Below are 24,242 nucleotides of genomic sequence, written 5' to 3'. Positions count from 1 at the left end.
CGGGACGCGGACGGCGAGCTCTGGGTGCGCGAGGGCCGCCGGGTGCGCGCGGGCGCGCGCGGACATGACGTGGTTCGTGGAGAACGGCTTCGTGGGGGCGCTGCTCGCGGGCAACGCGGTGGCGGTGCACGACATCGAGGCGTCCATCTACGGCACGACGCTGGGGATGAGCGGCGCGGGCGAGGCGACGTCGGGCGGGCACGGGCTGCACATGCGCGCCATCAACCGGGTGCGGCAGGCGGGCTCCATCGCGAAGGCGGTGGAGGCGGGCGTCATCACCAACGGCATCATGCACGCGTGCGTGAAGCACGGGGTTCCGTTCGTGCTGACGGGGTCCATCCGGGATGACGGGCCGTTGCCGGACGTGGTGACGGACAACCTGGCGGCGCAGGACGCGATGCGCAGGCACGCGGTGAAGGCGACGATGGCGGTGCTCGTGGCCACGGCGCTGCACGCCATCGCGACGGGGAACATGCTGCCCGCGTTCGTGACGGAGAAGGACGGCAGCCTGCGGGAGCTGCCCACCATCTGCGTGGACTCGTCCGAGTTCGTGGTGAGCAAGCTGAAGGACCGGGGCACGCACCAGGCCTTCGGCGTGGTGACGAACGCGCAGGACTTCATGCACATCCTGCGGCTGTACGTGGAGCGCGAGCTGGCCGCGCGAGGCTCGGCGCCGAAGCCGGCCTGAAGCCTCAGCGCTGACTGAGGGCCGGGACGGAGACGGCCTTCCAGGTCGTGCTCGACAGTCCGCCCTCGGTGCCGAAGAGGGCGGAGTCGCCGTCCGGGAGCACCGCGTAGACGCGCGGATCCGCCAGCTTCGGCAGGGCCCGCGTCTCCCCCGTGGCCGCGTCGAAGTACGACGCGCCGAGCAGCGTGCCCACCAGCGCCCCACCGGGAACGAGCGCGGCGGAGACGATGGCGGAGGAGGGCAGGCCGGGAGCAGCGCGCACGCGAGTCCACTTCGCGCCGTCGAAGTAGCTGAAGCCGTCCTGGCAGGTGCCCGCGATGGCGCGTCCCTGCGCATCGGTGGACAGCGCGGTGATCCAGTTGTCGGTGAGGTCGCGGCCGTCATGGAAGCGCTGCCACTTCGCGCCGTCCCAGCGCAGCAGGCCCCGGTCCTCGCTGCCCATCCACAGGAAGCGGCCCGAGGCTTCACCGACGGAAGGGTGCTTGCTCCACTCCTTCGGCAGCGGCAGCCGCTTCACGAGCGACAGGGGAGACGTCCCGGGAGTGACCAGGGACATGCCCCGGCCGTCCACCAGCGCGACGCCTTCATCCATCTGGGACACGTTGAGCACGGACAGCTTCCCCAGGGCCACGGGGTTGCGAGACCCGTAGGCGATCTGCGTCCACGTCTTCCCGTCATGGAAGCCCAGGCCATACGTGGTGGCGACGTAGAGGTTCGGTCCGTCGCTGGTGATGCCCAACACCTGGTCGCTGGGAAGCGAGGGCGTGCGGACGGTCTGCCACCGGCCGTCAGCGCGCTGCCAGCAAGCGCCCCGGTCGAACGTGCCCACCACCAGCCGCCCCTGATGCCGGGCGAGCGCGGTGATGTGATTGCCGCAGATCTGCCCGGTGGGCGTCACTCGGCTCCACCCCTTCTTCCCCTGGAGGAACACACCGGAGGTCCGAGTGCCCGCCCAGCCATCGAGCAACACGGTGGCGCCCTTGGGAACGCTCACGGCCTGGAGTGGCACGGACTCTGTCTCCCACGCGTGCACCTCCCCGTGACTGCCCACGATTCGCACGCCTTGCTCCGTCACGGTGAACGACAGCGGCCCGGTGGGCACGTCGCGCAGCGCGGAGAGCCGGCCACTGGCGCTGATGGAGAACGCGCCCTCGGTGGTGCCCACGTCCACGCCGTCGCGCGTGTCGGAGATGAAGCGCACCGGCCCCGGCAGGGACCACGCGCGCTGGGTGCCCAGCTCGAACAGTCGCCCCTCCGCCGTGCCCGCGAAGCGCGGAGAGAAAGCCGTGTACGTCGCATCCGGAGTCAGCACCGCGGCCAGTGACTCCAACCGGTTCACGTAGTCCGGCGTACTCGCGTCCTCGGCGGGAGGCAGCGCCTGCCAGTGCACGTCCAGCACGGGCGTCACCTGGAAGCGGGCGTCCAGCGACACCAGCCCTTCATCCGTGGCGACGAAGAGCCGGTCGCCCGTGGACTCCAGCGCGCGGCAGTAGTGGCTGGGGAGCCCGTCCTCCACCGTGAGCACGCGCACCGGACGGCCCGCGGGCGTGAACAGCTCCAGGCCGCCTTCGGTGCACGCGACGACGTGGCCGCTGAACGGCTCCAGGTCGTGCACGGTCTCGGTGTTGGTGACGGTGGCGGCGAGGGTCAGCGCGGTGAGGGTGGAGAGCATCATGCTCCACCCCTATTGCGAACTCCGGGCCAGCCCGCTGTGTGTCCCCGGAGCCGCACCCCCGGCTAGCGCGCGCTGCCCGCTGTGACTCCGAGGCGCTGCTCATAGGCCTCTAGTGTCCGCTTCCAGGCGGGCCGTGCCTCACAGCGCTCGCGATAGGCGGAGACCCGGGGGAAGCCGTCGAGCACGCCCGCGTTGCGCACCTCGCGCAGCACCGTGGTCATCAGGATGTCCGCCACGGTGAACGCCTCGCCGGTGAGATACGGACGCTCCCGGAGCCAGTCCTCGAGCGTTGTCAGGTGGAGTTCGGCGTACTTCACCAACCCGGGACGCCGCTGCGCGCCGGTGGGGTCGGAGGCGCCGAGCAGGTCGACCATGATGAGCTGGGACATCGGGAGCTCCACGGTGGTGAGCGCGGCGAAGCACCAGCGCGTCACCTGGGCGCGGCCCTGGAAATCCGTGGGCATCAACTGGCCCGTCTTCTCCGCCAGGTACAGCAGGATGGCGCCCGTCTCGGTGAGCACGAAGCCGTCGTCGTCGAGCACCGGCACCTGGCAGAAGGGGTTCAGCTGCTGGTACTCCTCCCTCCGGGTTTCCCCAGCGGGATGATCCACGCCGTGCACTCGATAGGGTACGCCCAGCTCCTCGAGCATCCACAGGACGCGCAAATCGCGCGTGAGTCCTACGACCTTCGAATGGACGCGGCCAAAGCCATACAGGGTGATCATCGCGGCATTGTCGATGCCGTCCCCGACCGCTGTCGAGGCAGAACCGGCGGGTGGCGGCGCGCTGTGTGACGCGCGCCGCCAACGCCTGGCTCAGGCCCCTAGAACGACTCTTCCGGCAGGTCCATCAGGTCCAGGTTGCCGTTCTCCACCATGCGCGCGGCGTGCGCGATGCCGGGCAGCACCTCATGGCAGTACCAGCGGGCGCTGGCCACCTTGCCGCCGTAGAACGCCTTGTCACCGGGGTTGGTCTTCATCCGCTCCAGCGACACGGCCGCGTGACGCACCAGCAGCCAGCCGATGATGACCTCCGCCACGGCGAACAGCACGCGGTTGCCCTGGAAGCCCACGTGGTAGACGGACTCGCCCAGCTTGCCCATCAGCGTGCCGAGCATCGTCTGCAGGTGGCCCACCGCCTCGCCCAGCGCGGCGCGCTCACGTGCCAGCTCGGGGCCGCCCTCGTCGCCATCCGCCGTCGCGCGGACGCGCTCCAGCAGCCCCATCAGCGTCGCGCCGCCGTCGCGCGCCACCTTGCGCATCAGCAGGTCCAGCGCCTGGATGTGCGTGGTGCCCTCGTAGAGCGAGTCGATCTTCTGGTCCCGGATGTACTGCTCCACCGGGTAGTCCGTGAGGAAGCCCGAACCGCCGTGCACCTGGAGCGACAGGGACAGCAGCTCGTACGCCTTCTCCGAGCCGTACCCCTTCACCAGCGGCAGCAGCATGTCGTTGAGCACGTCCGCCTCGCCCGCCGCCGTGGAGCGGTGGCCGCCCTGGATCTCCACCTGGTCCTGCACGGACGCGGTGAACAGGGCCAGCGCGCGCAGGCCTTCCGCGTGCGCCTTCTGCGCCATCAGCATGCGGCGCACGTCCGGGTGCTGGAGGATGTTCACTCGCGGCGCCGTCTTGTCGCGCGCCTTCCCCAGGTCGCTGCCCTGCACGCGGTCCTTCGCGAACGACAGCGCGCGGTAGTAGCCCGCGGACAGCGCGGCCATGGACTTGAGGCCCACCGCCATGCGCGCGTTCTCGATGATGTGGAACATCTGCCGGATGCCGTCGTGCACGTCACCCAGCAGCAGGCCTCGCGTGGGCTTGCCGTCGCCGAACGTCAGCTCGCACGTGACGGACCCCTTCAGGCCCATCTTCTTCTCCAGCTTGGTGCACACGACGTTGTTGTGCTCGCCCAGGCTGCCGTCCTCGTTCACCCAGTACTTGGGCACCACGAACAGCGACAGGCCCTTGGTGCCCGGCGCCGCGCCTTCCGGACGCGCCAGCACCATGTGGATGATGTTCTCCGCGATGTCGGACTCGCCGTTGGTGATGAAGCGCTTGACGCCTTCAATCTCCCAGATGTCGCCGTCCACCTGACGGGCCTTGGTGCGCGCGGCGCCCACGTCGCTGCCCGCGTCCGGCTCCGTCAGCACCATGGACCCGCTCCAGCGCTGGTCCAGGATGTGCGGCAGGAAGCGCTGCTTCTGCGACTCCGTGCCCAGCTTGTCGATGACGCGCGCGAGCAGGTTGCCCAGCGTGAAGAACGCCAGCGCGGGGTTGCTGCCCAGGATCAGTTCGAACGCGGCCCAGCCCAGCGACGGCGGAGCGCCCAGTCCGCCCAGGTGCGAGGGCGTCTCCAGCAGGTGCATGCCCGCGTCGTAGTAGGCGCCCATCGCGGCCTTGAGGCCGGGGGGCAGCTTCACCTCGCCGTTCTCCAACTTCGGCGGGTTGTGCTCGGACTCGTCGAAGCTCTTCGCCAGCTCCTGCGTGCACAGCTGCGCGAACGTCTGCAGCGTCTGCCGGGCCGCCGTCTCGTCCAGGTCCCCGAAGGGCGCCTTGCCCAGCGACGTGTGGCCGATGTCCAGGAACTCGAAGAGGTTGAACTCAATATCGCGGAGGTTGGGCGTGTAGTGCAGGGACGACGACATCGAAGGACTCCTCGCGGCCGGGTGCGAATGAAACAACCCCGCGCCAGTGAAGGCGCGGGGCCGAAACGGACCGCCAGGGTATCCGAGATTGATTCGCGGGTCAGTCACGCCGAGTGTGGATGACGCGCAGCGTCTCCCGTCGTTCGAAGCGGTTGCCAGCGGCGTCGCGAGCGACGAACACCAGCTCGTAGGAACCGGAGGGCGTGCCCTCCGGGATGACCAGCGACTTCGTGAAGCGCAGGCCGTCCTGTGAGTCGAGCAGCTGCTGGTCCTCGCCGAAGAGGTCGCCGTACACGCTGACCTCCTGCGTGGCCTCCACCGCGTCCACGTCGAACGTCAGCGTGTCACCGGGGGCGAGCTCCTTCTGGGAGAGGACGACGTCGAAGTCATTGCCCTGGGAGTCCAGGCGGTAGCGAACCTCGCTGCGCTCCACGCGGCCGTCCGCCAGCTCCGCGATGATGAACACGGTGTAGTAGCCATCCGAGACGCCCAGCGGCACGAGGAACCGGCCGCGCCAAGAACGGGTGAGCGAGTCGAACGTGAGCGGCTTCACCAGGCCGAAGGGGAAGTAGGCGGTGACGCGGCGGGCGTTGCGCGGGGCGCGCACGGAGATGATGGGGTCGCCGGGGGGAATCTCCTCGCGGCTGAGCGCGCCGGAGACCATGCCGTCGGGGAGCTGCACGGGGACCATCTCGCGGACCGTCTCGCCGTCGGGGTTCGTGCGGGCCACCTGCTCCACCGCGACGAAGGACGTGTAGCGGCTCATCAGGTGGTACTGGAGCGCGGTGTCGGTGATGCCCTGGACGACTTCAGGCGTTTCGCCGCGGAAGCCCTCCACGGTGAGCTCCTCGATGCGCTGGCGGGCCCAGAGGCTCTTGAGGGAGTCGTGCTCCGGGGCGACTTCGGGGAAGTGCACGGGCACGTCGAAGCGGCGGACCTGGCCACGCACGCGGCCGGAGATGCGGAGGACGCCGTCACCGGTGCCGGTGAACTTGCCCACGAGGAACAGCGGCTGTCCGGCGAAGAGGTCCGGCACGGACTTCGGGTACACGTCGCTGACGGGCAGGCCGTCGGTGTCCACCACGACCGAGGTGAGGACGGGGCCGCGCATGCGCTGCTCGAACTCGCGGGCGACGTCTTCCTCCGGGCGGTTGAGGTTGACGAGGGTGGAGGCGCCGCGGCCCAGCTCACCCATCTTGGTGATGAGGTAGCGGTTGGTGCTGGAGCCCACGCCGGCGGAGAAGATGCGCGTCTCCTCGCGCAGGTGCTGCTGGAGCGTGCCGAGGACCTGCTCGTCACCGCCGATGAGGCCGTCCGTCATGAAGAGCACCATGCGCAGGCGGGCGGGGTCGTTCGGGGGGACCATGGCCTCCTGGGCGGCGATGCGCACGTCGGTGCCGCCACCGCCCCAGAAGTTGGCGACATAGGGCAAGGCGTTCTGGATGTTCTCCGGCGTGGCGGGGACGGCGGTGGGGGCGAACTTGGTCACCTGCGTGTCGAAGTTGAGGACCTGGAAGGTGTCCTCGGGCATCAGGTGGTTGAGCACTTCCTGGGTGATGGCCTTGGACTTCTCGATGGCGAGGCCGGACTGCGAGCAGGACGTGTCGAGCACCATGTAGAGCTCGCGCGGCACGATCTCCCTCTCGGTGGGGGACAGCTGCGGGTTGAGCATCACCAGGAAGTAGCCGTGGTCCGCGCCGGGGTCGCGGTGCATGAGGACGGCGGGGCGGATGAGCGCGTCGGCGACGACGTACTCGAGGATGAAGTCCTTGTTGGGGATGCGGTCATCGCGGCCCAGGCTCACGGTGGCGCGGGACTGGCCATCGCGCTTCACGTCCACGCGGTGGGTGGTGGAGCGCAGCGAGTGGACCGGGAGGCCCGCGTCCATGCGCACGGTGAGCTGGATGTCGTGGCCGCTGCGCGAGTCGGCGAGCACCGGAGGCGTGATGCGGCTCGCGTCGGGGACGGTGGTGGTGTCGGGCTCCACGCCTTCGCCCTGGCGCGTGGGCAGCGGCGTGCCGCCGATGAAGCGGGGGGCGACGACCATGGGGAAGCTGAAGCGGTAGGTGCCGGCGTCGTAGGTGAGGCGCTCCACGTAGTGGATGCGCACACGGATGGTCTCACCGGGGAGGATGTTGGCGACGGACTGGGTGAAGATGTTCGGCCGCTCCTGGTCGAGCAGCGCGGCCGTCTTGCCCTCGGCCTTGGCGCGCTCGTAGGTGTCGCGGGCCTGTTCGCGGGTCTGGATGACGCCCGTGATGACGCGCTCGCCGATGTGCATCTCCATGCCATCCACGGCGGCCAGCTCCGGCAGGGGGAAGACGTAGAGCGCTTCAAGAGGCGAGGTGTAGGGGTTCTCGAACACCTGCGTCACGGTGACGGAAGCGAGGAAGCCACTGACCTCCGCGTCCACCTCCGTGCGCTTGAGGCTGAAGGTGCGCGGCTCGGTGTCCGGGCACGCCGTGTTGTCGTCCGCCTGCTGCGGCTGCGCACGGAAGCGAGCCACCAGGGTGCCCTGGGCGACACTTGCGGTGGGCGAAGCGGCCGGGGGGCAGGGTTGCGCGGAGGCCGGGACGGCCAGAAGGCAGACGAAGAGCGTGGCGAGCAGGACTCGCATGGTCGGGAACCTTGGTTTCAGGGTGTGCTCGGGGACATTGCAGCCCCCGGGCCAACGCGGGTTCCCCTCTGAAAGGGCTGGGAGTGGGGGCGCCGGGAGACAGTCCGGGCGCGGGCCCGTGGCCACGGGGCCACAGGGTCCGGCGCTACCAGCCGAGGGCTTCGGGGGCAGCTTCGAACAGGCGCTTCAGCTCAGGGATGACCGGGTGCTGGCGCTTCATCTCCCGCCAGACCGTGGCGTGCTGGCGCGTCTGGATGTCATGCGCCAGGTGCTGGAGATGTTCGGGAGCGTGGCCGTGGGCGCGGTCCTGGACGTATCCCCTGAGGTGCATCAAGAAGTCGCGATAGGCGTGGTAGCGCGTACGCGGGAGCGATTCACGGCTGTTGAGGCAAAGAAGATCGATGGTGTACTTCGCGCGCTGGTACGCCACGGTGCCCGGTGCAGCAGTGGCGGTGAAGAGGAATGTCTGCCGGATCTCCAGGCTCAAGAAGTCCATGGGATCCTCCACACGAGGATCCAGCAGCACGGGCGTGCCTGGGACGGGAGGGACCACGGGGGCGTTACGGCGGCGACCCACGTCCGTATGGACGCCTGTTCCCTGGGCGAAGACCGCGAAGCGGTTGTTCTTGGGCCCGTTGCAGGGGCCGCAAGCGTACAGGTAGTTCATCCAGGCGAAAGTCAGCTCTGGATACAGAGCCTTGGGCCGGATGTGCTCCACCTCGTCGGCCAGCGAGTCCTCGCAGTAGGCACAGCGTTGGACGCCCACGGACATCTTCGACAGGGTCGCCTTGACGGTGTCGAAGGCCGGATGGCCCTTCCTGTTCAGGCTGCTGAATCGCTCCTGCGCGCGCTCGACGCGTGTCTCGTAGTTGGGAAGCAAGTCGATTTCGCGTTGATAGTCCGCGAGTTGCGTGTTGGCGGGCTGAGGCAGCGGGATGTTCGGGAGGTGGATCAAGGCTGCGGCACCTCCGTGTCGGACGGAAGGGTGCTGGATGCAGTGGGAAGCTGTGCGCGCAGGTGCTGCTGTTCCGCCTGTTCCTCGGGGGACAAGCCCTGTGCGAGTTCCTTCTGATTGAGGACGGCAAGCCGTTCGAGCTTCTCTTGGGCCTCGGGCGAGCGCAGCGGGACATCTCCGAAGGCACCAGTGCCGTAGGCGTCGAGGACATTTCCGTAGAGCAGTCGGTCGAGCGCGATGCCTGTGACCATGCCAGCCTCTTCGTCACTGCCCGGCCGGGGGAGGCGGAACACGCTGCCCACGGTTGCGGCCTGGCAGATGAGCGGACTGTGGGTCGTGACGATGAACTGGATGTTCGGGAAGTGCTCGCGGAACCAGCGGCCGACTCGGCGTTGCCACACCGGATGAAGGTGCGCGTCAATCTCGTCAATCAGGACGACACCGGGGGCGATGATGGTCGTGGAGTCCCCGGGAGCGAAGAGCTTGTCGGCGCCGTAAGCACGCGCGAGTTGGCGGATCAGCTCGAAGGTCATGCTCAGGATGGAGCGGTAACCGTCGCTCAGATTCTCAACCGGAACTTCGCAGCCGTTGCCGTCGACGAAGCGAACGCCCTTGGACGAGATGGATTCGAGCCGGGCTTCATTAGGCAGGAAGTCGGGCTGATTGATGAATTGCTTCAGGGGCTCAAGAACGTTGCCTTCTGGGTCCTGCTCTAGCTTCTTGAATTGAAGAAGCTTGAGCCATTCAAGACACTCTGAAAGTGCCACGGACTCCCCGAAGACAGATAGGTGTCGCGCTAGTTTGGGACTGGAGTAGTAAAGCTTTTCTTGATCCTTGTCGCCGCCGCTAAAGCGGCGAAAGGGGCCATAAGAGGCGCAGAACCATCCTTCACCATCACCCCAAATGTAGCGCTCAGGATTGTCCACCATCGCGGATCTTGAGAGCTGGACCTGATCGGGGTTACTCATGGGGCGAAACATCAACATCGCCGCGGTGAGGGTCGGAGTTTTTGGTGTCCTTCCTGAACCAACGAAACGGTCGTACGCGGGGTTCCAACTCAGAGCGAGTTCGATTTCCCCATCCGAAGCTCCTCCGCGAAGCCAGTCGTTCCAATCCTGACGGAGAGCAATAGCCTCCTTCGGGCCGACCAATGCGAGCGCGATGGCCCGCAGGAACGATGACTTACCTGACCCATTGTCACCAATGACGACATGCCAGCCAGGTCCTGCCTCGGCGGGCAGGGCCCACTGAAGCTTCTGGATCGTTCGGATATTGGTGAGCTGGACCTCTTTCACGTACATGCGCCCTAGCTCGCCCGAAACAGGGGGAGGGGTCAACCACGACGCTCTCCCGTGCGCCCACCGTGAACGCACGAAGGCCCCCGGACCGCACTTCCGGTCCGAGGGCCTCGATTCTCACAGGGACCTCAGCCGCCCTTGAGCTGGAGCGTGGGCACCGCGCCCTCGCCCAGGACCAGGTGCACCTGACCCACCTTCGCGGCCAGGTCCTTGTACGCCTCCAGCTCCTTGAGCCGCACGAGCAGCGGGTTCTCCGCGAGCACCTTCGCCGTCTGCGCCATGGAGCGCGTCGCCGCCGTCTCCTCGCGCCGCAGGATGACGTTGGCCTCCGCTTCCTTCTGCGCCTGGATGACCCGGTTGAGCAGGTCCTTCATCTCCTTCGGCAGCACCACGTCCTTGATGCCGAAGCGCAGCAGCTCCAGGCCCACGCCCTCCGCCCCTGACGTCACCTGCGCGTACAGCTCCGTGGACACCGCCTCACGCGCGGCCAGCAACTCGTCCAGCGTGCGCGTGGACACCGCCTCGCGCGCCGCCAGCTGCATCGCCAGGTAGAGGATTTCATCCGGCGCTCGTGCCACCACCGCCAGCCGCCGCGCGTCCACCACCCGGTACGCCGCGGACAGGTTGAGCCGCAGCGTCACGCGGTCCTTGGTCATCACCTCCTGGCCGGTGACGTGGAGCAGCTTCTCGCGCAGGTCGATGACCGCGAACTGCACCTTGTGCGCGACCGTCCACGCCGCGTGCCGGCCCGGCGGCAGCACCGCGTCCAGCACACCGTTCACGTAGCGCAGCGCCACCGTGCCCTCCGTGGCCGTGGTCTCCACGTAGTCGCTGGCCGGAATCAGCGCGCGCACTTCGTCCCGCGGGGGCTCCGTCGCCACCCCGGACACGTCCACGCGCTCCACCCGCACCGTCGGCGTCTCGGGCCGACCGGTTCGACCGGGCAGCCGCTGCGCCGTCCACACCTGATGCTGACCCCGACCCAGCCACCGCACCGGCTGGCCGTGATGGAAGACCACCGCGCGCTCGTCCGCGCCCAGCTCCAGCACCTGGAGGTCCTTCTCCGGCACCAACGCGAGCTTGGCTTCATCCAGCCGGGTGACGGGCGGCTCCAGCGGCACGCGCTCGTAGCGGACGTTCTGGAACGGACGCACCACCCAGTGCCGGCCCGGCCCCAGGTACTGCTCCGCCTTCCCGTTCACCACCACGAACAGCCGCTCGTTCTGCGCCACTTCCACCCGACCGATACCCATGACACGTCACCTCGACGACAAGAAAGAGTGCAGCCCTGCTGCTGGAGAAAAAGACCCCGCCGCCCCACGGGCGCGTCGCGCGAACAGACCGTCCGGATCCGCGTTCAGCCTCCCGAGCCTCCGCACCGGATGCAGGTCACGGACGGCGACCGGAGCGTTCCGCGAACACCACGGAAGCCTCTGGACACCCTGGCGACCGGCCAGTGTGCGGCGTGGGGAGGAGGACGCGGTGGACTCGCGTTGACACCAGCGGAAACGACGGGGTCCGGCGAACGAAGGAGTCGAACCTTCGAATGCGAGATCTTGAGTCTCGTGCTCTACCGTTGAGCGAGTTCGGGTTTTTGCCCAGCCAAGGGCAGCCATGCGCGCCTCACGGTGGCGCGCGACCGGTACGGCCTTCGATAGCGGCAGGAACACCCGGATGTGATGGCCGTGAGGAACGTCCGAGTCTCATGCACCGGCGCAAAGCGCCCTCGCGTGGAACCGGACGCCTCGGGACAACCCCGTGCGCCCCCTGAAGTTTGCCGACGGGCCACCGGACGCGGGCGTGCGGAAATCCTGACGGCCCATGTCCCAGACCCTGGGGCTCAGGTGTCCAAGCGCTGCGTGCTCCATGCGCCATTTCGGGGACACATGAATCGAGCCGTTTGGGTCGTGATGCTGGGAATGGGCTGTGCGCTGCTCGGGGCCTGTGGGGAGGAAAGCGCTGGGGACGAAGACTCCGGCTGGCGCTTGGGGTCCATGAAGCTGCGGATCTCCATGGGAGAGGATCCCTGCCCCGTGGTGACGGCGACGGTGACCCTGAGGTCGGGTGATGGGCGCCCGGCAATGGGGCCCCTATCGCTCAACGTGAGGGATGGCGTCATCGAGGACGCGACCCTCCCCTACGTCTACGAGTCGAGTGCCTGGTGGGTGCAGGTGCATGCCTACGACAGCAACGGCAACAACGTGTGCAGCGGGGACGACACGGGCACAGGCGTGCACGAGGGGCGAACGACGTTCGTGTTCATCAAGATGCACTGCGCGTTTCCGTATTGCACCTAGCAGCCGCGCGTCACGTCCCACCAGCCGAACCACATCATGCGCTCCTCGGCCATCAGCTCCCAGCCCGGCCCGTGCACGTACTCACGCACGCGGAGCCCCGCCGCCTCCACCGCGCGCGCCGTCTCCTCCGCGCTCCACAGGTGCAGCGTCACGTCCGTGTCCGCCGTGCGCACCCGTCGCGTGGACGCTTCATGCGCCTCCAGCCCGGACCTGCGCTCCAGCACCGTGAACAACATCCGCGCGCCCGGCTTCAACACCCGGCCCATGTGCCCCAGCACGCGCGGCAGGTCGTCACAGAAGTCCAGGCACCCAATCGCCAGCGCGACATCGAACGTGCCCAGGTCCTCCGGCACCGGATCCAGATAGCTGTGCACGCGCCACGTGCCGGACGGCCGCGAGCGCTTCGCCAGCTCCAGCATCTCCGGCGCCACGTCCAGGCCCACCACGTCCACGGACGCGTCCAGCCCTCGCGTGTGCAGGCCCGGGCCACAGCCCACGTCCAGCACGCGCATCCCCGGCTTCACCACCTCCGCGAGGAAGCGCTCCACGCGGTCGCCGTAGCGGTGCAACGCGGGGTAGAGCACCTCGTAGGCGGAGGCGATCTCCCCGTACACCCGCGCGACGGCGGCCTCTTCACTTCTGCCGCCGTCGACCTCGTCCGCCATGTCGTGCGCTCCTGATCAACAGCGCGGGCACCGTATCACGGCGTGTTGTTGCTTCCCGGCTTGCGGAACACCGCGAGCGACCGCCCGGCCATCGCGAACTTCCCGGGCTTCATCTCTTCATCGCCGCGCTTGTCATCCGCCGTGTACAGCTCCAGCCGCCACGAGCCGCCCTCGCCCGGTGGCGGCACCACGAAGGTCACCGTGTCGTGGTGCGCGTTGAGCAGCACCAGCAGCGAATCGCCACTGACGCGCTGGCCCCGCTCGTCCGGCGTGGGGATGGCGTCGCCACCCAGCAGGAACGCCAGCGAACGCACGAAGGGCTTCTGCCAGTCCTCCGCGCCCATCTCCGTTCCGTCCGGCCGGAACCACGCCAGGTCCTTGTGCTCGGACTCCCACAGGTGCTCGCCCTGGAAGAAGCGGCGGCGCTGCAGCACCGGCTGCCCGTGGCGGAACTGGATGAGCTTGCGCGTGAACTCCAGGAGGTCCTGGCGCGTCTTGTCCAGGTTCCAGTCCACCCACGACAGCTCGTTGTCCTGGCAGTAGGCGTTGTTGTTGCCCTGCTGCGTGCGGCCCATCTCGTCGCCCGCGACAATCATCGGCACGCCCGTGGACAGGAACAGCGACGCCATCAGGTTGCGCTTCTGGCGCTCGCGCAGGGAGATGATGTTCTCGTCGTCCGTCTCTCCCTCCACGCCGCAGTTCCACGCCTGGTTGTCATCCGCGCCGTCGCGGTTGTGCTCGCCGTTGGCCTCGTTGTGCTTGCTGCTGTACGTGACCAGGTCGTGCAGCGTGAAGCCGTCGTGCGCGGTGACGAAGTTGATGGACGCCTGCGGACGCCGCCGCGCCGCCGCGAACAGGTCCGCGCTGCCCGTGAGCCGGTAGCCCACCTCCGCGGCCTGGTTCTCGTCACCCTTCCAGTACTTGCGCAGCGCGTCCCGGTACTTGCCGTTCCACTCGTGCCACGGCGACGGGAAGCCGCCCACCTGGTAGCCGCCCAGCCCCACGTCCCACGGCTCCGCGATGAGCTTCACGCGGCTCAACACCGGGTCCTGGTTGATGATCTGGAAGATGGGCGCGTTCGGGTCGTAGCCGCCCTTGCCCACCCGGCCCAGCACCGTGGCCAGGTCGAAGCGGAACCCGTCCACGTGCATCTCCTCCACCCAGTAGCGCAGCGAGTCCACGATGAAGCGCGCCGTCTGCGGGTTGGAGGCGTTGAAGCTGTTGCCGCACCCCGTGAAGTCCAGGTAGTGCCGCGCCTCCGGCATGGTCCAGTAGTACGACGCGTTGTCGATGCCCTTGAACGAAAGCGTGGGCCCCAGGTGGTTGCCCTCGCACGTGTGGTTGTACACGACGTCGAGGATCACCTCGATGCCCGCCGCGTGCAGCGACTTCACCATCGACTTGAACTCCGCCACCGCGCCGCCCGGCGTCTTGCGGCTGGCGTAGCGCTGCTCCGGCGCGAAGTAGTTCAGCGTGCTGTAGCCCCAGTAGTTCGACAGGCCCTTGTCGTTGAGGAACGAGTCGTCCGCGAACCCCTGCACCGGCAACAGCTCCACCGACGTGACGCCCAGCTTCTGCAGGTGCTCGATGATGGCCGGCGAGCCCAGGCCCGCGTACGTGCCGCGCTGGTGCTCCGGCACGCCCGGGTGGCGCATGGTGAGGCCGCGCACGTGGGCTTCGTAGATGACCGTCTTGCGCCACGGGATGTCCAGGCGCCGGTCATTGCCCCAGTCGAAGAAGTCGCTCACCACCACGCCCTTGGGCATGCCGGCCGCGCTGTCGCGCTCGTCGCGCATCAGGTCCTTCTTCGGATGATCCAGGGGGTAGCCGAACACCGGCTGCTTCCAGTTCACCTCGCCGTGCAGCGCCTTGGCGTAGGGGTCCACGAGCAGCTTGTGCGGGTTGCAGCGGTGCCCCTTCTCCGGCTCGTAGGGGCCGTGCACTCGCAGGCCGTACAGCGTCCCGGGCTCCAGGTCCGGCACGTAGCCGTGCCAGACGAACTCCGTGCTCGTCGGCAGGTCGAAGCGTTCAATCTCCTTCGTCGGGTCCGCCCGGTCGAAGAGGCACACCTCCACGCGGGTGGCCACCTGCGAATAGACCGCGAAGTTGGTACCCGCGCCGTCGAAGGTCGCGCCACGAGGCCAGGGCTTGCCCGGCCAGATCTCCCGCTTGCCGCTCATGCGTCTCACTCGATTCCGTGGGGAAACTGCCGCCGGAATGTGGGTGCGACTGCGCGATGCGGCAAGACGTCCGGGTGTGCTGACTGTCCACCGGACAGCGCTCTGGCAAGTGGTCGGTGCTGAAACGACCTGCCCTGTCAGGCGGCGACAGCGTGGTCCAATGAACGCCAGGTGCCCAGGGCCCAGTCCTGCTCGTCTGGATCATCGAAGCTCACGACGCAGAGGGCGCGGCGGCTGCCGGAGCGGCACAGGGCCGTCAGCCGGCACTCGCCGGGACCCACGTGCAGGGACGCGCGGCCGCTGACGCGGGCGCCGTGGTGCTCCAGCTCCAGGGCCTTGCGCTCCGGGCTGGTGGGCGCCAGCTGCTCCTCCGCGGAGTCCGCCAGGGGCACCACGCGCACGGTGCGGCGATGGTCGCGGGCCACCCAGCTTCCGTCCTCCAGGCGCGTCTCCGCCAGCGAGCCGGGGATGCGAATCTCCCAGCCCTCCGGGAGCGCCACCTGCACGGAGCCCCGCCGGTAGCCGATGGGCGGCCCCACGCCGGGCGACTCCAGGGCGCGGCGGTGGACCTCCTCCGCCACCGTCCCTCCCATGCCCAGGTAGCCGAGCACCTCCTGCCACTCGCGCCACGGGTAGGGGAGCGAAGGGTCCTCGCGCCAGGCCTGCTCCAGCAGCCGGGCCACGTCGCGCAGGCGCTGGCGCTCCTCCTCCAGGAGCGGCGGGCGCCAGACGACGTCCGTCCACAGCCGGCACAGGGCGCGCGTGAAGCGCTCGCGGGCGTCCACGCCGGGGTTCCACCAGGGGAACACGTCCATGCCCTGCCGCGGGTCTTCGTGCACGGTGCGCAGCCAGCGCTCGTCGCGAGGCCCCAGGGGCGTGAGCAGCGCGCCCGGATGCTGGAAGGTGTGGCCGAAGCGCATGGACAGCGCGAAGCCGGAGTTGCCCAGGCTGCGCATGCGCAGCACCTGGCCCACCGAGTGCTGGAGCCAGCCCAGGAAGTGCTTCTCCACCAGGTCCACGTCACCGCCGTGGAAGTAGCCCGTGGCGTCGCCCACGCCCACGTCCTCGTCGGGCGGGGCCCAGGAGATGCCGTGCAGGTCGCCCAGCCCCTTGAGCAGGTCCACCAGATAGCGGTGGTAGCCGGGCCCCGCGGCGCTGGTCTCCGCGGACACGACGATGCGCTCCTGGGTCGTCGCGAGCAACGACACCTCCGCCGCGGCCGGGTGCAAGCGCAGGCGCAGCACGGGCGCGCCCTGGGGGCCCTCCTCGATGCGGGTGCCCTCCAGCACGCCTTCAGCCACCTGCTGGAACCAGGCCTCCACGCGCTGGAGCCAGGGCAGGGGCGCCTCCGCGGGGGCGAACAGCGGATCGCTTGCTCCTCGTCGGCCTGCCAGCAACAGCTTCATGCGTTGGACGCTTTCGGTTCGGGTGCGGGTGCGCGCTGCCTGGACCTCTTTGGATAAGCCCCCGGCTGCTCCCTGTCATCCAAGAGAAATACATTCTGGAGGTCGGGGGACATGCGGGCGGGGGTGCCCCCGGTGGCGAAAACCCCCGGTCCGCCCCAACCTGAGAGGGGAAAGGAGGCGTTCGTCATGAGCAAGAAAGACGTGTTGCACATTCCCTTGGAGGGGCTGCCTCCCGCGCCGGCAAGCGAAGCCGGGACGGAAGAGGATGAACGGCAGGAGCGCCGCACGCCGTCCACCTTCGACCCGGGTGGCGGTCCCGGCAACGGGCCGGGTGACAACGGGAGCCCGCGCATCATCGAACCGGTGGGCCAGCCCTACTCGCCAGGCGTCAAGGTGACCTGATCCTCTCAGGTCTCGCTGTCTCCATGACCCCGCTGACGCCTTTCGCGCGTCGGCGGGGTCTTGTTGTTGTTGTTGTTGGTTTGAACCGGACGCTGGAAATGGCGAAGCGCCCGCGACCGGTGAAGGTCACGGGCGCTTCCATGTCCACCCCGAGGGGGACTAGCGCGTGGTGCCGTTGTGGGGCGCCACCGTGCCGGTGGAGTCCGGCACCGGCGTCGTCATGTTGCCCTTGGCGCCGGAGTTGTTCGGGTCCAGCGTGGAGTCGTTGGGCAGGCTGCTGTCGTCCGGGATGGCGCTGTCGTCCGTGGACGTGCCGGAGCCGCCCGTGCCCGGCTCGGTCATCTCGCCGTCGTGCACGCCGGGCTCGGCCTCACCGGTGCCCGCGCCGCCCGTGCCCGGATCCAGGGTGCCGTCGTTCGTGGCGGGCGGCAGCGTGGCGTCATCCGTCGTGCCGGAGCCGCCAGTGCTCATGTCCGACGGAGGCAGCGTCGTGTCCGGCGACGTACTGCCCGTGTCGTAGCCGGAGCCGCCGCTGCTGGGAGGCGGCGTGGTGGTGGTGCCGGAGCCGGACGTGTCCGTCCCCGTGCCGCTGGAGTCCGTGCCCATGGTGGAGTCGGAGGCCGGCTCGGTGCCGCGCGTCGCGGACTGATCCGACTTACAGCCCGTCCCGAGCGCGAGCGCACCCGCGAGAACCGCCGCCACCGTCAGCTGGGTCTTCAGGAACTTCTTCATGTGGATTCCCCCGATAGGAGTTCTGACTGCTTGAAAGGTCCTGGCTGCCTGCACGACCGAAGGTGAGCAGGCCCAGGGATGTGTGCAGGGGTGGCTCATCCGCCTGCCTGCTCGGGGAACGGGGCGGGCGGACGCAAGGGGAGGGTTGCGCGGGACGGGGCTGTCCTCCGGGGGCCACGCCCGCCGGCCCGGAGTGCGAGCCAGCGAGCCTGCCCTGCCGGACTCAGGGGCTCGGGGGCTGGAGCACGCTACCGCCACCGAGCGGCGTCACGGAGTTGCTGGACGTGTTGTTGTCCGGCGTCAGCGGGTTGCTGCCCGGAGACAGCGTGGTGGGCTGGGAGCCCGTGAGGGCCGGCGGCGTCGTGCCGGTGGCTGGAGGCAGCACCGCGCCCGTGCTGGACATGGTGCCCGTCGGAGTCCCCGGCGTCACGGTGCTGTTGGAGGCGCCCGGCAGCGAGGTGCCGGGAGTCGTCGTCGCGGGTGGCAGGAGCGCGCCCGTGGTGGCGGTGGAGCCCGTGGAACCCGCCACGGTGGAGCCGGTCCCGGGGGCCAGCACCGCGCCCTCGCCTGTCACGGTGGTGGCGCTGCCGGGCGCGACCACCGTACCGCCGCCCGTCACGGTGGTGGCATTGCCGGGGCTGGGCGGCACGGACTCCGCTGCGTTGCCGGAGACGGACGGCTGGGTGCCGTACGGCTGCGGAATCACCGCGCCCGTGGACGTGCCGCTGCCGCCCGCGCCCACGCTGGTGGCGTCGCCAAGGGGCTGCGTCACCTGGTTGTCCAATGCGCCTCCCATGGGGGCGGGCGTGCCCGGCGGGGCCCCCGGGTTCGGCTGGCTCGTGGTGATGGCGCTCGCGGAGTTCGGATCCACCTGCGCGCTCGCGGAGCCCAGCGCCAGGGTGCCCGCCGCCACGCTCATCCAGATCCATTGCTGAGACATCGTCCCGCTCCTTGTCGATGTAGGGCCGGGCGGGCGACGCCTCGGCCTAATGGGAGGGCGTGGGCCGCCGAGGACCCTGGCCATCCTTCATGAGTTGCTCACCCCGGAGGCGCGAGGGAACCGCACGGTGGCGCCGCTTGCGCACGGAGAGCACCAGCAACAGCGCCGGGAAGGTCACCAGCATGATGAGCAGGTTCATCCCGAACCCCACGTTCGCCAGGGCGCCAATCGAGTTGAGGCCCGGGTGGTCCGCGAGCAGCAGCGCGCCGAAGCCCACCGCGCTCGTGAGCAGGCCGCCGCAGATGGCCTTGCCCGTCTCCGAATACACCCGCACGAAGTCGCTGCGCGGCGACGCGAGCCGCGTGATGAGGTGCACGCCCGCGTCCACCGTCGTCCCGATGAGCACCGGGATGACCAGGATGTTGAGGTAGTTGAACTCCATGCCCAGCAGCGGCATGAGCCCCAGCACCGCGAACAGCGACACCACCGTGGGCATCAGGCACAGGAGCGCGGTGCGCAGGCCGCCCAGCGTCAGCCACATGGCCAGCAGCACCGTGAGCGTGGAGCCCAGCAGGATGAACGGCGCCTCGTGCGACACCAGGTTCACGATGTCCGCCTGCACCATCGCTTCACCGGCCACCACCGCGGGCCGGCCATCCGGCAGCACCATCCCGCGGACCTCCTTCGCCATCCGGCGCATGGCCTGGCCGTTGGATTGATCCGCGGACGGATACACCAGCACGAAGCCGGTGCCGTGACCGCCGCGTCCCTCGAACTGCTGGCGCACGCTGGAGGGCAGGTCCGCCTCGGTGAAGGGCTGTGCTCGCACCTGTCTGCGCAGCTCCTCCAGTTGCCCGCGCTGCTTCGGGGTGAGCTTGCCTTCGGGCACGTCCTCCACCAGCTTCCCGATGTCCTTCAGGATGGCCTGCTTCTCCGTCTGCCGCTCCGGCACCAGGCTCGCGAGCGCCGCGACGAAGTCCACCGTGGAGTTCGCGCCCTGCTGACGCTTGCGCGCCTGGAGCTCCCGGACGACCGCGGCTTCCTCCTCGCGGGAGTTCGTGAGCACCACCAGCGGGACCTGCGAATAGCCGATGAGCTTGTTGACGGCGCGGTCCAGGACGAACGAGTTCAGGCGCTGGTCCTGTAGGGAGCCGATGTCGTAATCGAACCGCAGGCGCGACATCTGTGTGAGCAGGCCCGCCACCACGAGCGCGGACACGACGGTGAGCAGCCCGCGCCGGTGCGTGATGACGCGGCCCAGCGGCGCCTCCGTCATCTCCGTGGAGTTCGCGCGAGGCCTCCAACCCCAGCGCGCTCCCATCCCCAGCACCGCCGGCAGCACCAGCACGTACGCGAGGATGAGCACCAGCATGCCCACGCCCGCGATGACACCGAACTCGCGGAACGCCGTGAGCTTGGAGGTGCCCAGCACGAAGAACGTGAGCGCCGCCACCACCGCGGACACCAGCGCCGCGCCACCCGTGTGAGTGAACGACTCGCGCGTGGCCTGCTCGGAGGACCGTCCCTCTCCGCGCAACGCGAGGTAGCGGCCCAGCAGGTGGATGCCGTGCTCCACGCCCAGGCCGCCCAGGATGGCGCCCAGGAAGGCCGTGAGCAGGTTGACGCGGCCATACGCCATGCCCACCAGGCCGTAGGTCCACGCCAGGCCTGCACCCACTGGCGCCAGCACCATCCCCACCGCGAGCACGCCGCGGAAGTGCAGGAACAGGTAGAGCAGCACCAGCACCGTGGCCACCGTCGAGGACACCGCCACGTCGCGGGTAATCTGCCCCTGCTGATCCATCTTCTTCTGGAACGAGCCGGTGATCTGCGTGTGGAAGCCGGGCCCGTACTTCGACAGGTCCTGTTGCCGCAGGACGCCCTGCACCTCCTCGACGATCTTCGTGGAGAAGGTGAGGTCCGCGGACGACACCTCCGGCTTGGCCAGCACCACCACGCGGCGCGCGGTGGGGTCCAGGTAGTAGTCGCTGGGGTGGCTGGACAGGCGCGTCACCGCGCCGCCGGCGTACTTCTCCTCCAGGTCGGAGAACTCCAGCGGTGGGGGCGGATCGTCAGCCAGCGGCACGTAGAGCGGATTGGCTTGCTCCTTCTCCCAGGTGAGGCGCGCGTCGATGCGGTGCTCCACCTCCTTCAAGTCCTCGGGCGACAGGAAGTAGAGCGCGTGGCTGCGGAAGAAGCTGCTGGGGCGGGTGATCTCCACGTAGCGGATGCCCGGCAGCGCCTCCAACTTTGGCGCCACGTCCTCCGCGAACTTCTGGAGCTGCGCCGGGTCCCCGTCCTCACCCACCACCACCACCCACCCCTGGGCGCCGAAGCGCTGCTCCAGGGTGTGGATGGCCTGCACGCTTTCGAAGGACCGGGGCAGCAGGTCCACCAGGTTCGCGTTGAGCGTCAGGTGGCGCGCGGACAGCAGGCCCACGACGGACAGCACGAGCGCGCAGACAAGCGCCGTGAAGGGGCGGCGGTGGTTGTGCGCGGCCAGCGCACCCATCGTGCGCTCCACCCGGTGCATCCACGTGCTTTCCGCTGCTGAAGATGGGTTCGAGGCCATGGACCATGCCTCCATGCGGCGCCTGCCTCCTGGCAGGGCCCGTATCGAGGCAAAAGCTGGCCATGTCACAGACCGTCAGCACGACGGCGCGAGGGGTCGCTCCGCCCGTCCGCCGACACCGGAACGGGTGGGGCAAAATGCCTCAACTTTCAGAGGAGAAGCCGATCCCCTGGCATGACGCGCGCCGGGGCGGCATACATGGCGCGGCCCAGGCTCGGCTGTCCTTGTTCCCCGGGCCAGGCATGCGGCCAGTGGAGGCCCCGGGTCGATGCCTGGACGCACGGTGGCTCGGGGCATATACGCGAGAGCAGCCCGGTTCGTTCGGGCTCAAGGTTGTCCCCGGGCCGTCACGGCGCGGGCTTTCAGCAGGAAATCACATCCATGAGTGACACGCGGTGGTCCGGACGGTTCGAGGCGGCGATGGGCTCCCTGGCGGCCCGCAGCCACCAGAGGCCCTGGGTGGCGTTGTTCGTGACGCTGGTCCTCACGGGCATGGGCACCTTCTTCGCACGCGACCTGCGCCTCAACGCGGACCTGGCGAACCTGCTGCCCAAGTCGTTCCAGTCCGTGCAGGACCTGGAGAAGTTGCGCACGCGCTTCGGAGGCATGGGCAACGTGGTGGTGGCCGGCATTGGCGCGGAGCCTGAGCAGCTCAAGCAGTTCGTGGACGACATGGCGCCGAAGCTGGCGACGCTGTCGGAGATCCGCTTCGTCAACGCGCAGCGGCCCAGCCAGTTCTTCGACGAGCACGGCCTCTACTACGTGGACCTGCCGGACCTGAAGACCATCGAAGAGCGCATCGACGCGCGCTTCGCGTGGGAGAAGGAGCAGGCCAACCCGCTCTTCGTGCGCCTGGAAGAAGAGGCGCCGCCGTCGCTGGACTTCAGCGACATCCAGAAGAAGTACACCGGCGGCGCGAACATGCGGCTCGCGGGGCAGGGCGGCCTGTACTACCTGGATCCGCAGGAGCGCATGGTGGTGATGCTCCTCAAGGCCAAGGGCTCCTCCGCGAACCTGGGCTACTCCAAGACGGTCATCACCCAGGTGGAGGACTACCTGGCGAAGCAGGACCTGTCGAAGTACGGCCCCGGCTTCCACACGGAGATCACCGGCACGTTCAAGAAGAAGATCGACCAGCAGGCGGTCATCACCGGCGACCTGGCGCGCGCGTCCACGCTGGCGCTGGTGCTGCTGCTGGCCTACCTCATCTTCCACTTCCGCAGCGGGCTGTCCGTGGGCCTCACCATGGTGCCGGTCATCGCGGGCCTGGCGTGGACCTACGGCTTCGTGGGCATCGCGTACGGGCAGGTGAATCTGCTCACGGGCTTCCTCGCGGCGGTGCTGGGCGGCCTGGGCGTGGAGCACGGCATCCACCTGTTGGGGCGGTGGGGCACGCTGCGCTCGGAGGGCATGACGTCGGAAGAGGCGGTGCGTGAGACGTTCCGGCACACGGGCTTCTCCGCGCTCATCTCCGCGCTGGTGGCGGCGCTCACGTTCCTGAGCCTGTCGTGGTCGGAGTTCAGGGCGTTCCACGAGTTCGGCGTCATCGCGGCGGTGGGCATGATGGTGAGCGTGGCGTCGTACCTGCTCATCCTGCCGGCGCTCTTGGGGTTGGTGTCGCGCTGGGGCTGGGTGCCGCGCGAGCACCAGTCGCAGTCCGGGCCCATGGCGATGCTGGCGCGCTTCCTGCCGCGCCGCTACCGCGCGGTGGTGATCGTCATCGGCGTGGCGCTGGTGGGGCTCATCAGCCAGGCGTACCGGGTGAGCTTCAACTACGACTCCACGAAGCTGGATGACGTGTCGCTGCCCAGCGTGCGGTTGGACAAGCGCATCGACCACATCCTGGGTTACTCCGCGACGCCGGTGGTGGTGCTGACGGACACGGAGGGGATGGAGCGCGAGGTGGTGAAGCAGCTCCAGGCTCGCAAGGAGAAGTTCGGCAAGGACTCCACCATCGACTTCGTGGGCGCGCTGGAGGACCTGGTGCCGCGGCACCAGGAGGAGAAGCACGCGCTGCTCCAGTCCATCCACAAGAAGCTCCAGCGCATCGATCCGGAGCGCGTGGAGAAGGCCCAGCGCGACGACCTGCTGCGCGCGGTGAAGATGACGTCCGCGAAGCCCTTCGTGCGTGAAGACCTGCCGGTGGGTCTGCGCCGCCAGTTCGAGCCCGCGGCCGGCCAGAAGGGCGGCGTGGTGTTGGTCTACGCGAACGTGAGCCTGTCGGACGGCGTGGGCACGCGGCGCTTCACCAAGGAGGTCCGCAACCTCCAGATGCCGGACGGCAGCCAGGTGTCCGCGGCGGGCGAGGCGCTCATCCTGGCGGACATCCTGGACATGGTGGCCTCTGAAGGGCCGCGCATCCTGGTGGCCGCGGTGGTCAGCGTCTTCCTGGCCATGTGGCTGACGCTGGGTAGCCTGCGCAACGCGGTCATCTGCATGCTGCCCACGCTGCTGTCCATCGCGGCGCTGGTGGGCCTGATGGCCATCATGGGCCTGCAGTTCAACTACCTGAACATCGTGGTCATCCCGGTGCTCATCGGCACGACGGTGGACGCGGGCGTGCACCTGATCGAGCGCCTGGGCGAGCCGGGCGCGGACTTCACCACGGTGTACGCGGAGACGGGCCGGGCCATCACGGGCGGCCTGCTGACGAGCGCCATCGGCTTCCTGGCGCTGGTGTTCGCCAAGCACCCGGGCCTCAACTCCATTGGTGACCTGGCCAACCTGGGCTTCGCGGTGAACATGGTCATCGTGCTGGTGGGCTTCCCGGCGCTCCTTCTGTTGGTGGATCGCTGGCGCAACAAGCACAGCAGCGCCACGTCGACCCCGGCGCCCGGCGACGACGGAACCGAGCGCCCCGCGGAGAGCTGATCCGCGCAACGTAAATCCATGCAGGCAAGAAGGCCCCGGCATTGCCGCCGGGGCCTTTTTCATTGCGTCCGAAGGGGCCGGGGCCGTTCCGCCAGGCGACACTGCGGAGGGACGAACGGGCACGGGCGCCTGGGAGTCTCCGACCCAAACTTCGTCTTGTATGGGGCGCTCATACTTCAGGTATCAATCCGGCCGGATGTTCGAGAACGCCTTCATGGAGGCGGCCTCGAAGCTGCACCCCGCGGTGCCGGTCCTCCTCTACATCCCGCTCACGCTGGGCCTGCTCGGGTGGGGCCTGTCGGGGGG

General features: G+C 68.8%; 17 protein-coding genes and 1 tRNA gene. 4 read left to right on the top strand and 14 right to left on the bottom strand.

Going from position 1 to position 24,242, the window contains the following annotated elements; translation table 11 throughout:
- The first annotated feature begins 64 nt into the window (after positions 1 to 64).
- Positions 65 to 688, top strand: coding sequence for a hypothetical protein (locus tag D7X99_RS15235; protein ID WP_233613405.1), 624 nt, complete (start codon positions 65 to 67; stop codon positions 686 to 688).
- A gap of 4 nt (positions 689 to 692) precedes the next feature.
- Here the strand turns inward: D7X99_RS15235 and D7X99_RS15230 are convergent, their stop codons facing one another.
- From D7X99_RS15230 to D7X99_RS15195, 8 genes are all read right to left on the bottom strand, one after another.
- Positions 693 to 2,363, bottom strand: coding sequence for a hypothetical protein (locus D7X99_RS15230; protein ID WP_121778453.1), 1,671 nt, complete (start codon positions 2,361 to 2,363; stop codon positions 693 to 695).
- A gap of 62 nt (positions 2,364 to 2,425) precedes the next feature.
- Positions 2,426 to 3,088: a glutathione S-transferase family protein gene (locus D7X99_RS15225; protein WP_121778452.1), complete on the bottom strand. Its 663-nt coding sequence runs from the start codon at positions 3,086 to 3,088 to the stop codon at positions 2,426 to 2,428.
- A gap of 98 nt (positions 3,089 to 3,186) precedes the next feature.
- The gene (locus D7X99_RS15220; protein WP_121778451.1) at positions 3,187 to 5,001 is read right to left on the bottom strand and encodes an acyl-CoA dehydrogenase; all 1,815 of its coding nucleotides are present in this window, start codon (positions 4,999 to 5,001) and stop codon (positions 3,187 to 3,189) included.
- Positions 5,002 to 5,101: 100 nt separating this feature from the next.
- A complete protein-coding gene (locus tag D7X99_RS15215; protein WP_121778450.1) occupies positions 5,102 to 7,618 on the bottom strand; it encodes a VIT domain-containing protein in 2,517 nt (838 codons plus the stop codon).
- A gap of 145 nt (positions 7,619 to 7,763) precedes the next feature.
- Positions 7,764 to 8,573 carry a hypothetical protein gene (locus D7X99_RS15210; RefSeq protein WP_121778449.1) on the bottom strand — a complete coding sequence of 270 codons (810 nt, stop codon included), beginning with the start codon at positions 8,571 to 8,573 and terminating at the stop codon, positions 7,764 to 7,766.
- Positions 8,570 to 9,874 (bottom strand): AAA family ATPase, encoded by a 1,305-nt coding sequence (locus D7X99_RS15205; protein WP_121778448.1) that lies wholly within the window; start codon positions 9,872 to 9,874, stop codon positions 8,570 to 8,572. The genes D7X99_RS15210 and D7X99_RS15205 overlap by 4 nt, the downstream gene beginning before the upstream one ends.
- A gap of 125 nt (positions 9,875 to 9,999) precedes the next feature.
- Positions 10,000 to 11,124, bottom strand: coding sequence for a slipin family protein (locus D7X99_RS15200; RefSeq protein ID WP_121778447.1), 1,125 nt, complete (start codon positions 11,122 to 11,124; stop codon positions 10,000 to 10,002).
- Positions 11,125 to 11,390: 266 nt separating this feature from the next.
- A tRNA-Leu gene (locus tag D7X99_RS15195) sits at positions 11,391 to 11,460 on the bottom strand.
- A 405-nt stretch (positions 11,461 to 11,865) separates the two neighbouring features.
- On the opposite strand from D7X99_RS15195, the gene D7X99_RS15190 reads away from it, so the two are divergent.
- Positions 11,866 to 12,168 (top strand): hypothetical protein, encoded by a 303-nt coding sequence (locus D7X99_RS15190; protein WP_147476158.1) that lies wholly within the window; start codon positions 11,866 to 11,868, stop codon positions 12,166 to 12,168.
- Here the strand turns inward: D7X99_RS15190 and D7X99_RS15185 are convergent.
- The 3 genes from D7X99_RS15185 to D7X99_RS15175 form a co-directional block, all read right to left on the bottom strand.
- Positions 12,165 to 12,833 (bottom strand): class I SAM-dependent methyltransferase, encoded by a 669-nt coding sequence (locus D7X99_RS15185; protein ID WP_121778445.1) that lies wholly within the window; start codon positions 12,831 to 12,833, stop codon positions 12,165 to 12,167. The two genes, D7X99_RS15190 and D7X99_RS15185, sit on opposite strands and share 4 nt — an antisense overlap.
- 35 nt (positions 12,834 to 12,868) lie before the next feature.
- The gene (gene glgX / locus D7X99_RS15180) at positions 12,869 to 15,013 is read right to left on the bottom strand and encodes a glycogen debranching protein GlgX (RefSeq protein WP_121778444.1); all 2,145 of its coding nucleotides are present in this window, start codon (positions 15,011 to 15,013) and stop codon (positions 12,869 to 12,871) included.
- Between the two features lie 137 nt (positions 15,014 to 15,150).
- The gene (locus D7X99_RS15175; protein WP_121778443.1) at positions 15,151 to 16,419 is read right to left on the bottom strand and encodes a hypothetical protein; all 1,269 of its coding nucleotides are present in this window, start codon (positions 16,417 to 16,419) and stop codon (positions 15,151 to 15,153) included.
- 186 nt (positions 16,420 to 16,605) lie between these two features.
- On the opposite strand from D7X99_RS15175, the gene D7X99_RS15170 reads away from it, so the two are divergent.
- Positions 16,606 to 16,821 carry a hypothetical protein gene (locus D7X99_RS15170; RefSeq protein WP_169848693.1) on the top strand — a complete coding sequence of 72 codons (216 nt, stop codon included), beginning with the start codon at positions 16,606 to 16,608 and terminating at the stop codon, positions 16,819 to 16,821.
- A gap of 159 nt (positions 16,822 to 16,980) precedes the next feature.
- Here the strand turns inward: D7X99_RS15170 and D7X99_RS15165 are convergent, their stop codons facing one another.
- The 3 genes from D7X99_RS15165 to D7X99_RS15155 all read right to left on the bottom strand — a co-directional run bounded on the left by D7X99_RS15165 (position 16,981) and on the right by D7X99_RS15155 (position 21,065).
- Complete coding sequence (locus tag D7X99_RS15165; RefSeq protein ID WP_121778441.1) at positions 16,981 to 17,553, bottom strand: hypothetical protein; 573 nt, start codon at positions 17,551 to 17,553, stop codon at positions 16,981 to 16,983.
- Between the two features lie 223 nt (positions 17,554 to 17,776).
- On the bottom strand, positions 17,777 to 18,493 hold the full coding sequence (locus tag D7X99_RS15160; protein ID WP_147476157.1) for a hypothetical protein: 717 nt from the start codon (positions 18,491 to 18,493) through the stop codon (positions 17,777 to 17,779).
- Positions 18,494 to 18,539: 46 nt separating this feature from the next.
- Entirely contained in the window at positions 18,540 to 21,065 is a 2,526-nt protein-coding gene (locus tag D7X99_RS15155; RefSeq protein WP_233613403.1) for an RND family transporter, read from the bottom strand.
- Positions 21,066 to 21,446: 381 nt separating this feature from the next.
- On the opposite strand from D7X99_RS15155, the gene D7X99_RS15150 reads away from it, so the two are divergent.
- Entirely contained in the window at positions 21,447 to 23,936 is a 2,490-nt protein-coding gene (locus tag D7X99_RS15150; RefSeq protein WP_121778439.1) for an RND family transporter, read from the top strand.
- Positions 23,937 to 24,242 lie beyond the last annotated feature (306 nt).

The sequence above is a fragment of the Corallococcus sp. AB032C genome, assembly GCF_003668935.1.
Classification (GTDB): domain Bacteria; phylum Myxococcota; class Myxococcia; order Myxococcales; family Myxococcaceae; genus Corallococcus; species Corallococcus exiguus.
Note: the sequence above shows the minus strand (reverse complement) of the source record. Positions and strands in the feature narration are given on the sequence as shown.

What these genes read in the sequence shown, in the direction of transcription:
- D7X99_RS15235 (WP_233613405.1), top strand. Translation starts at nt 65, where the DNA reads ATGACGTGGTTCGTGGAGAACGGCTTCGTGGGGGCGCTGCTCGCGGGC.
- D7X99_RS15230 (WP_121778453.1), bottom strand. Translation starts at nt 2,363, where the DNA reads ATGATGCTCTCCACCCTCACCGCGCTGACCCTCGCCGCCACCGTCACC.
- D7X99_RS15225 (WP_121778452.1), bottom strand. Translation starts at nt 3,088, where the DNA reads ATGATCACCCTGTATGGCTTTGGCCGCGTCCATTCGAAGGTCGTAGGA.
- D7X99_RS15220 (WP_121778451.1), bottom strand. Translation starts at nt 5,001, where the DNA reads ATGTCGTCGTCCCTGCACTACACGCCCAACCTCCGCGATATTGAGTTC.
- D7X99_RS15215 (WP_121778450.1), bottom strand. Translation starts at nt 7,618, where the DNA reads ATGCGAGTCCTGCTCGCCACGCTCTTCGTCTGCCTTCTGGCCGTCCCG.
- D7X99_RS15205 (WP_121778448.1), bottom strand. Translation starts at nt 9,874, where the DNA reads ATGTACGTGAAAGAGGTCCAGCTCACCAATATCCGAACGATCCAGAAG.
- D7X99_RS15200 (WP_121778447.1), bottom strand. Translation starts at nt 11,124, where the DNA reads ATGGGTATCGGTCGGGTGGAAGTGGCGCAGAACGAGCGGCTGTTCGTG.
- D7X99_RS15190 (WP_147476158.1), top strand. Translation starts at nt 11,866, where the DNA reads ATGAAGCTGCGGATCTCCATGGGAGAGGATCCCTGCCCCGTGGTGACG.
- D7X99_RS15185 (WP_121778445.1), bottom strand. Translation starts at nt 12,833, where the DNA reads ATGGCGGACGAGGTCGACGGCGGCAGAAGTGAAGAGGCCGCCGTCGCG.
- glgX (WP_121778444.1), bottom strand. Translation starts at nt 15,013, where the DNA reads ATGAGCGGCAAGCGGGAGATCTGGCCGGGCAAGCCCTGGCCTCGTGGC.
- D7X99_RS15175 (WP_121778443.1), bottom strand. Translation starts at nt 16,419, where the DNA reads ATGAAGCTGTTGCTGGCAGGCCGACGAGGAGCAAGCGATCCGCTGTTC.
- D7X99_RS15170 (WP_169848693.1), top strand. Translation starts at nt 16,606, where the DNA reads ATGAGCAAGAAAGACGTGTTGCACATTCCCTTGGAGGGGCTGCCTCCC.
- D7X99_RS15165 (WP_121778441.1), bottom strand. Translation starts at nt 17,553, where the DNA reads ATGAAGAAGTTCCTGAAGACCCAGCTGACGGTGGCGGCGGTTCTCGCG.
- D7X99_RS15160 (WP_147476157.1), bottom strand. Translation starts at nt 18,493, where the DNA reads ATGTCTCAGCAATGGATCTGGATGAGCGTGGCGGCGGGCACCCTGGCG.
- D7X99_RS15155 (WP_233613403.1), bottom strand. Translation starts at nt 21,065, where the DNA reads ATGGCCTCGAACCCATCTTCAGCAGCGGAAAGCACGTGGATGCACCGG.
- D7X99_RS15150 (WP_121778439.1), top strand. Translation starts at nt 21,447, where the DNA reads ATGAGTGACACGCGGTGGTCCGGACGGTTCGAGGCGGCGATGGGCTCC.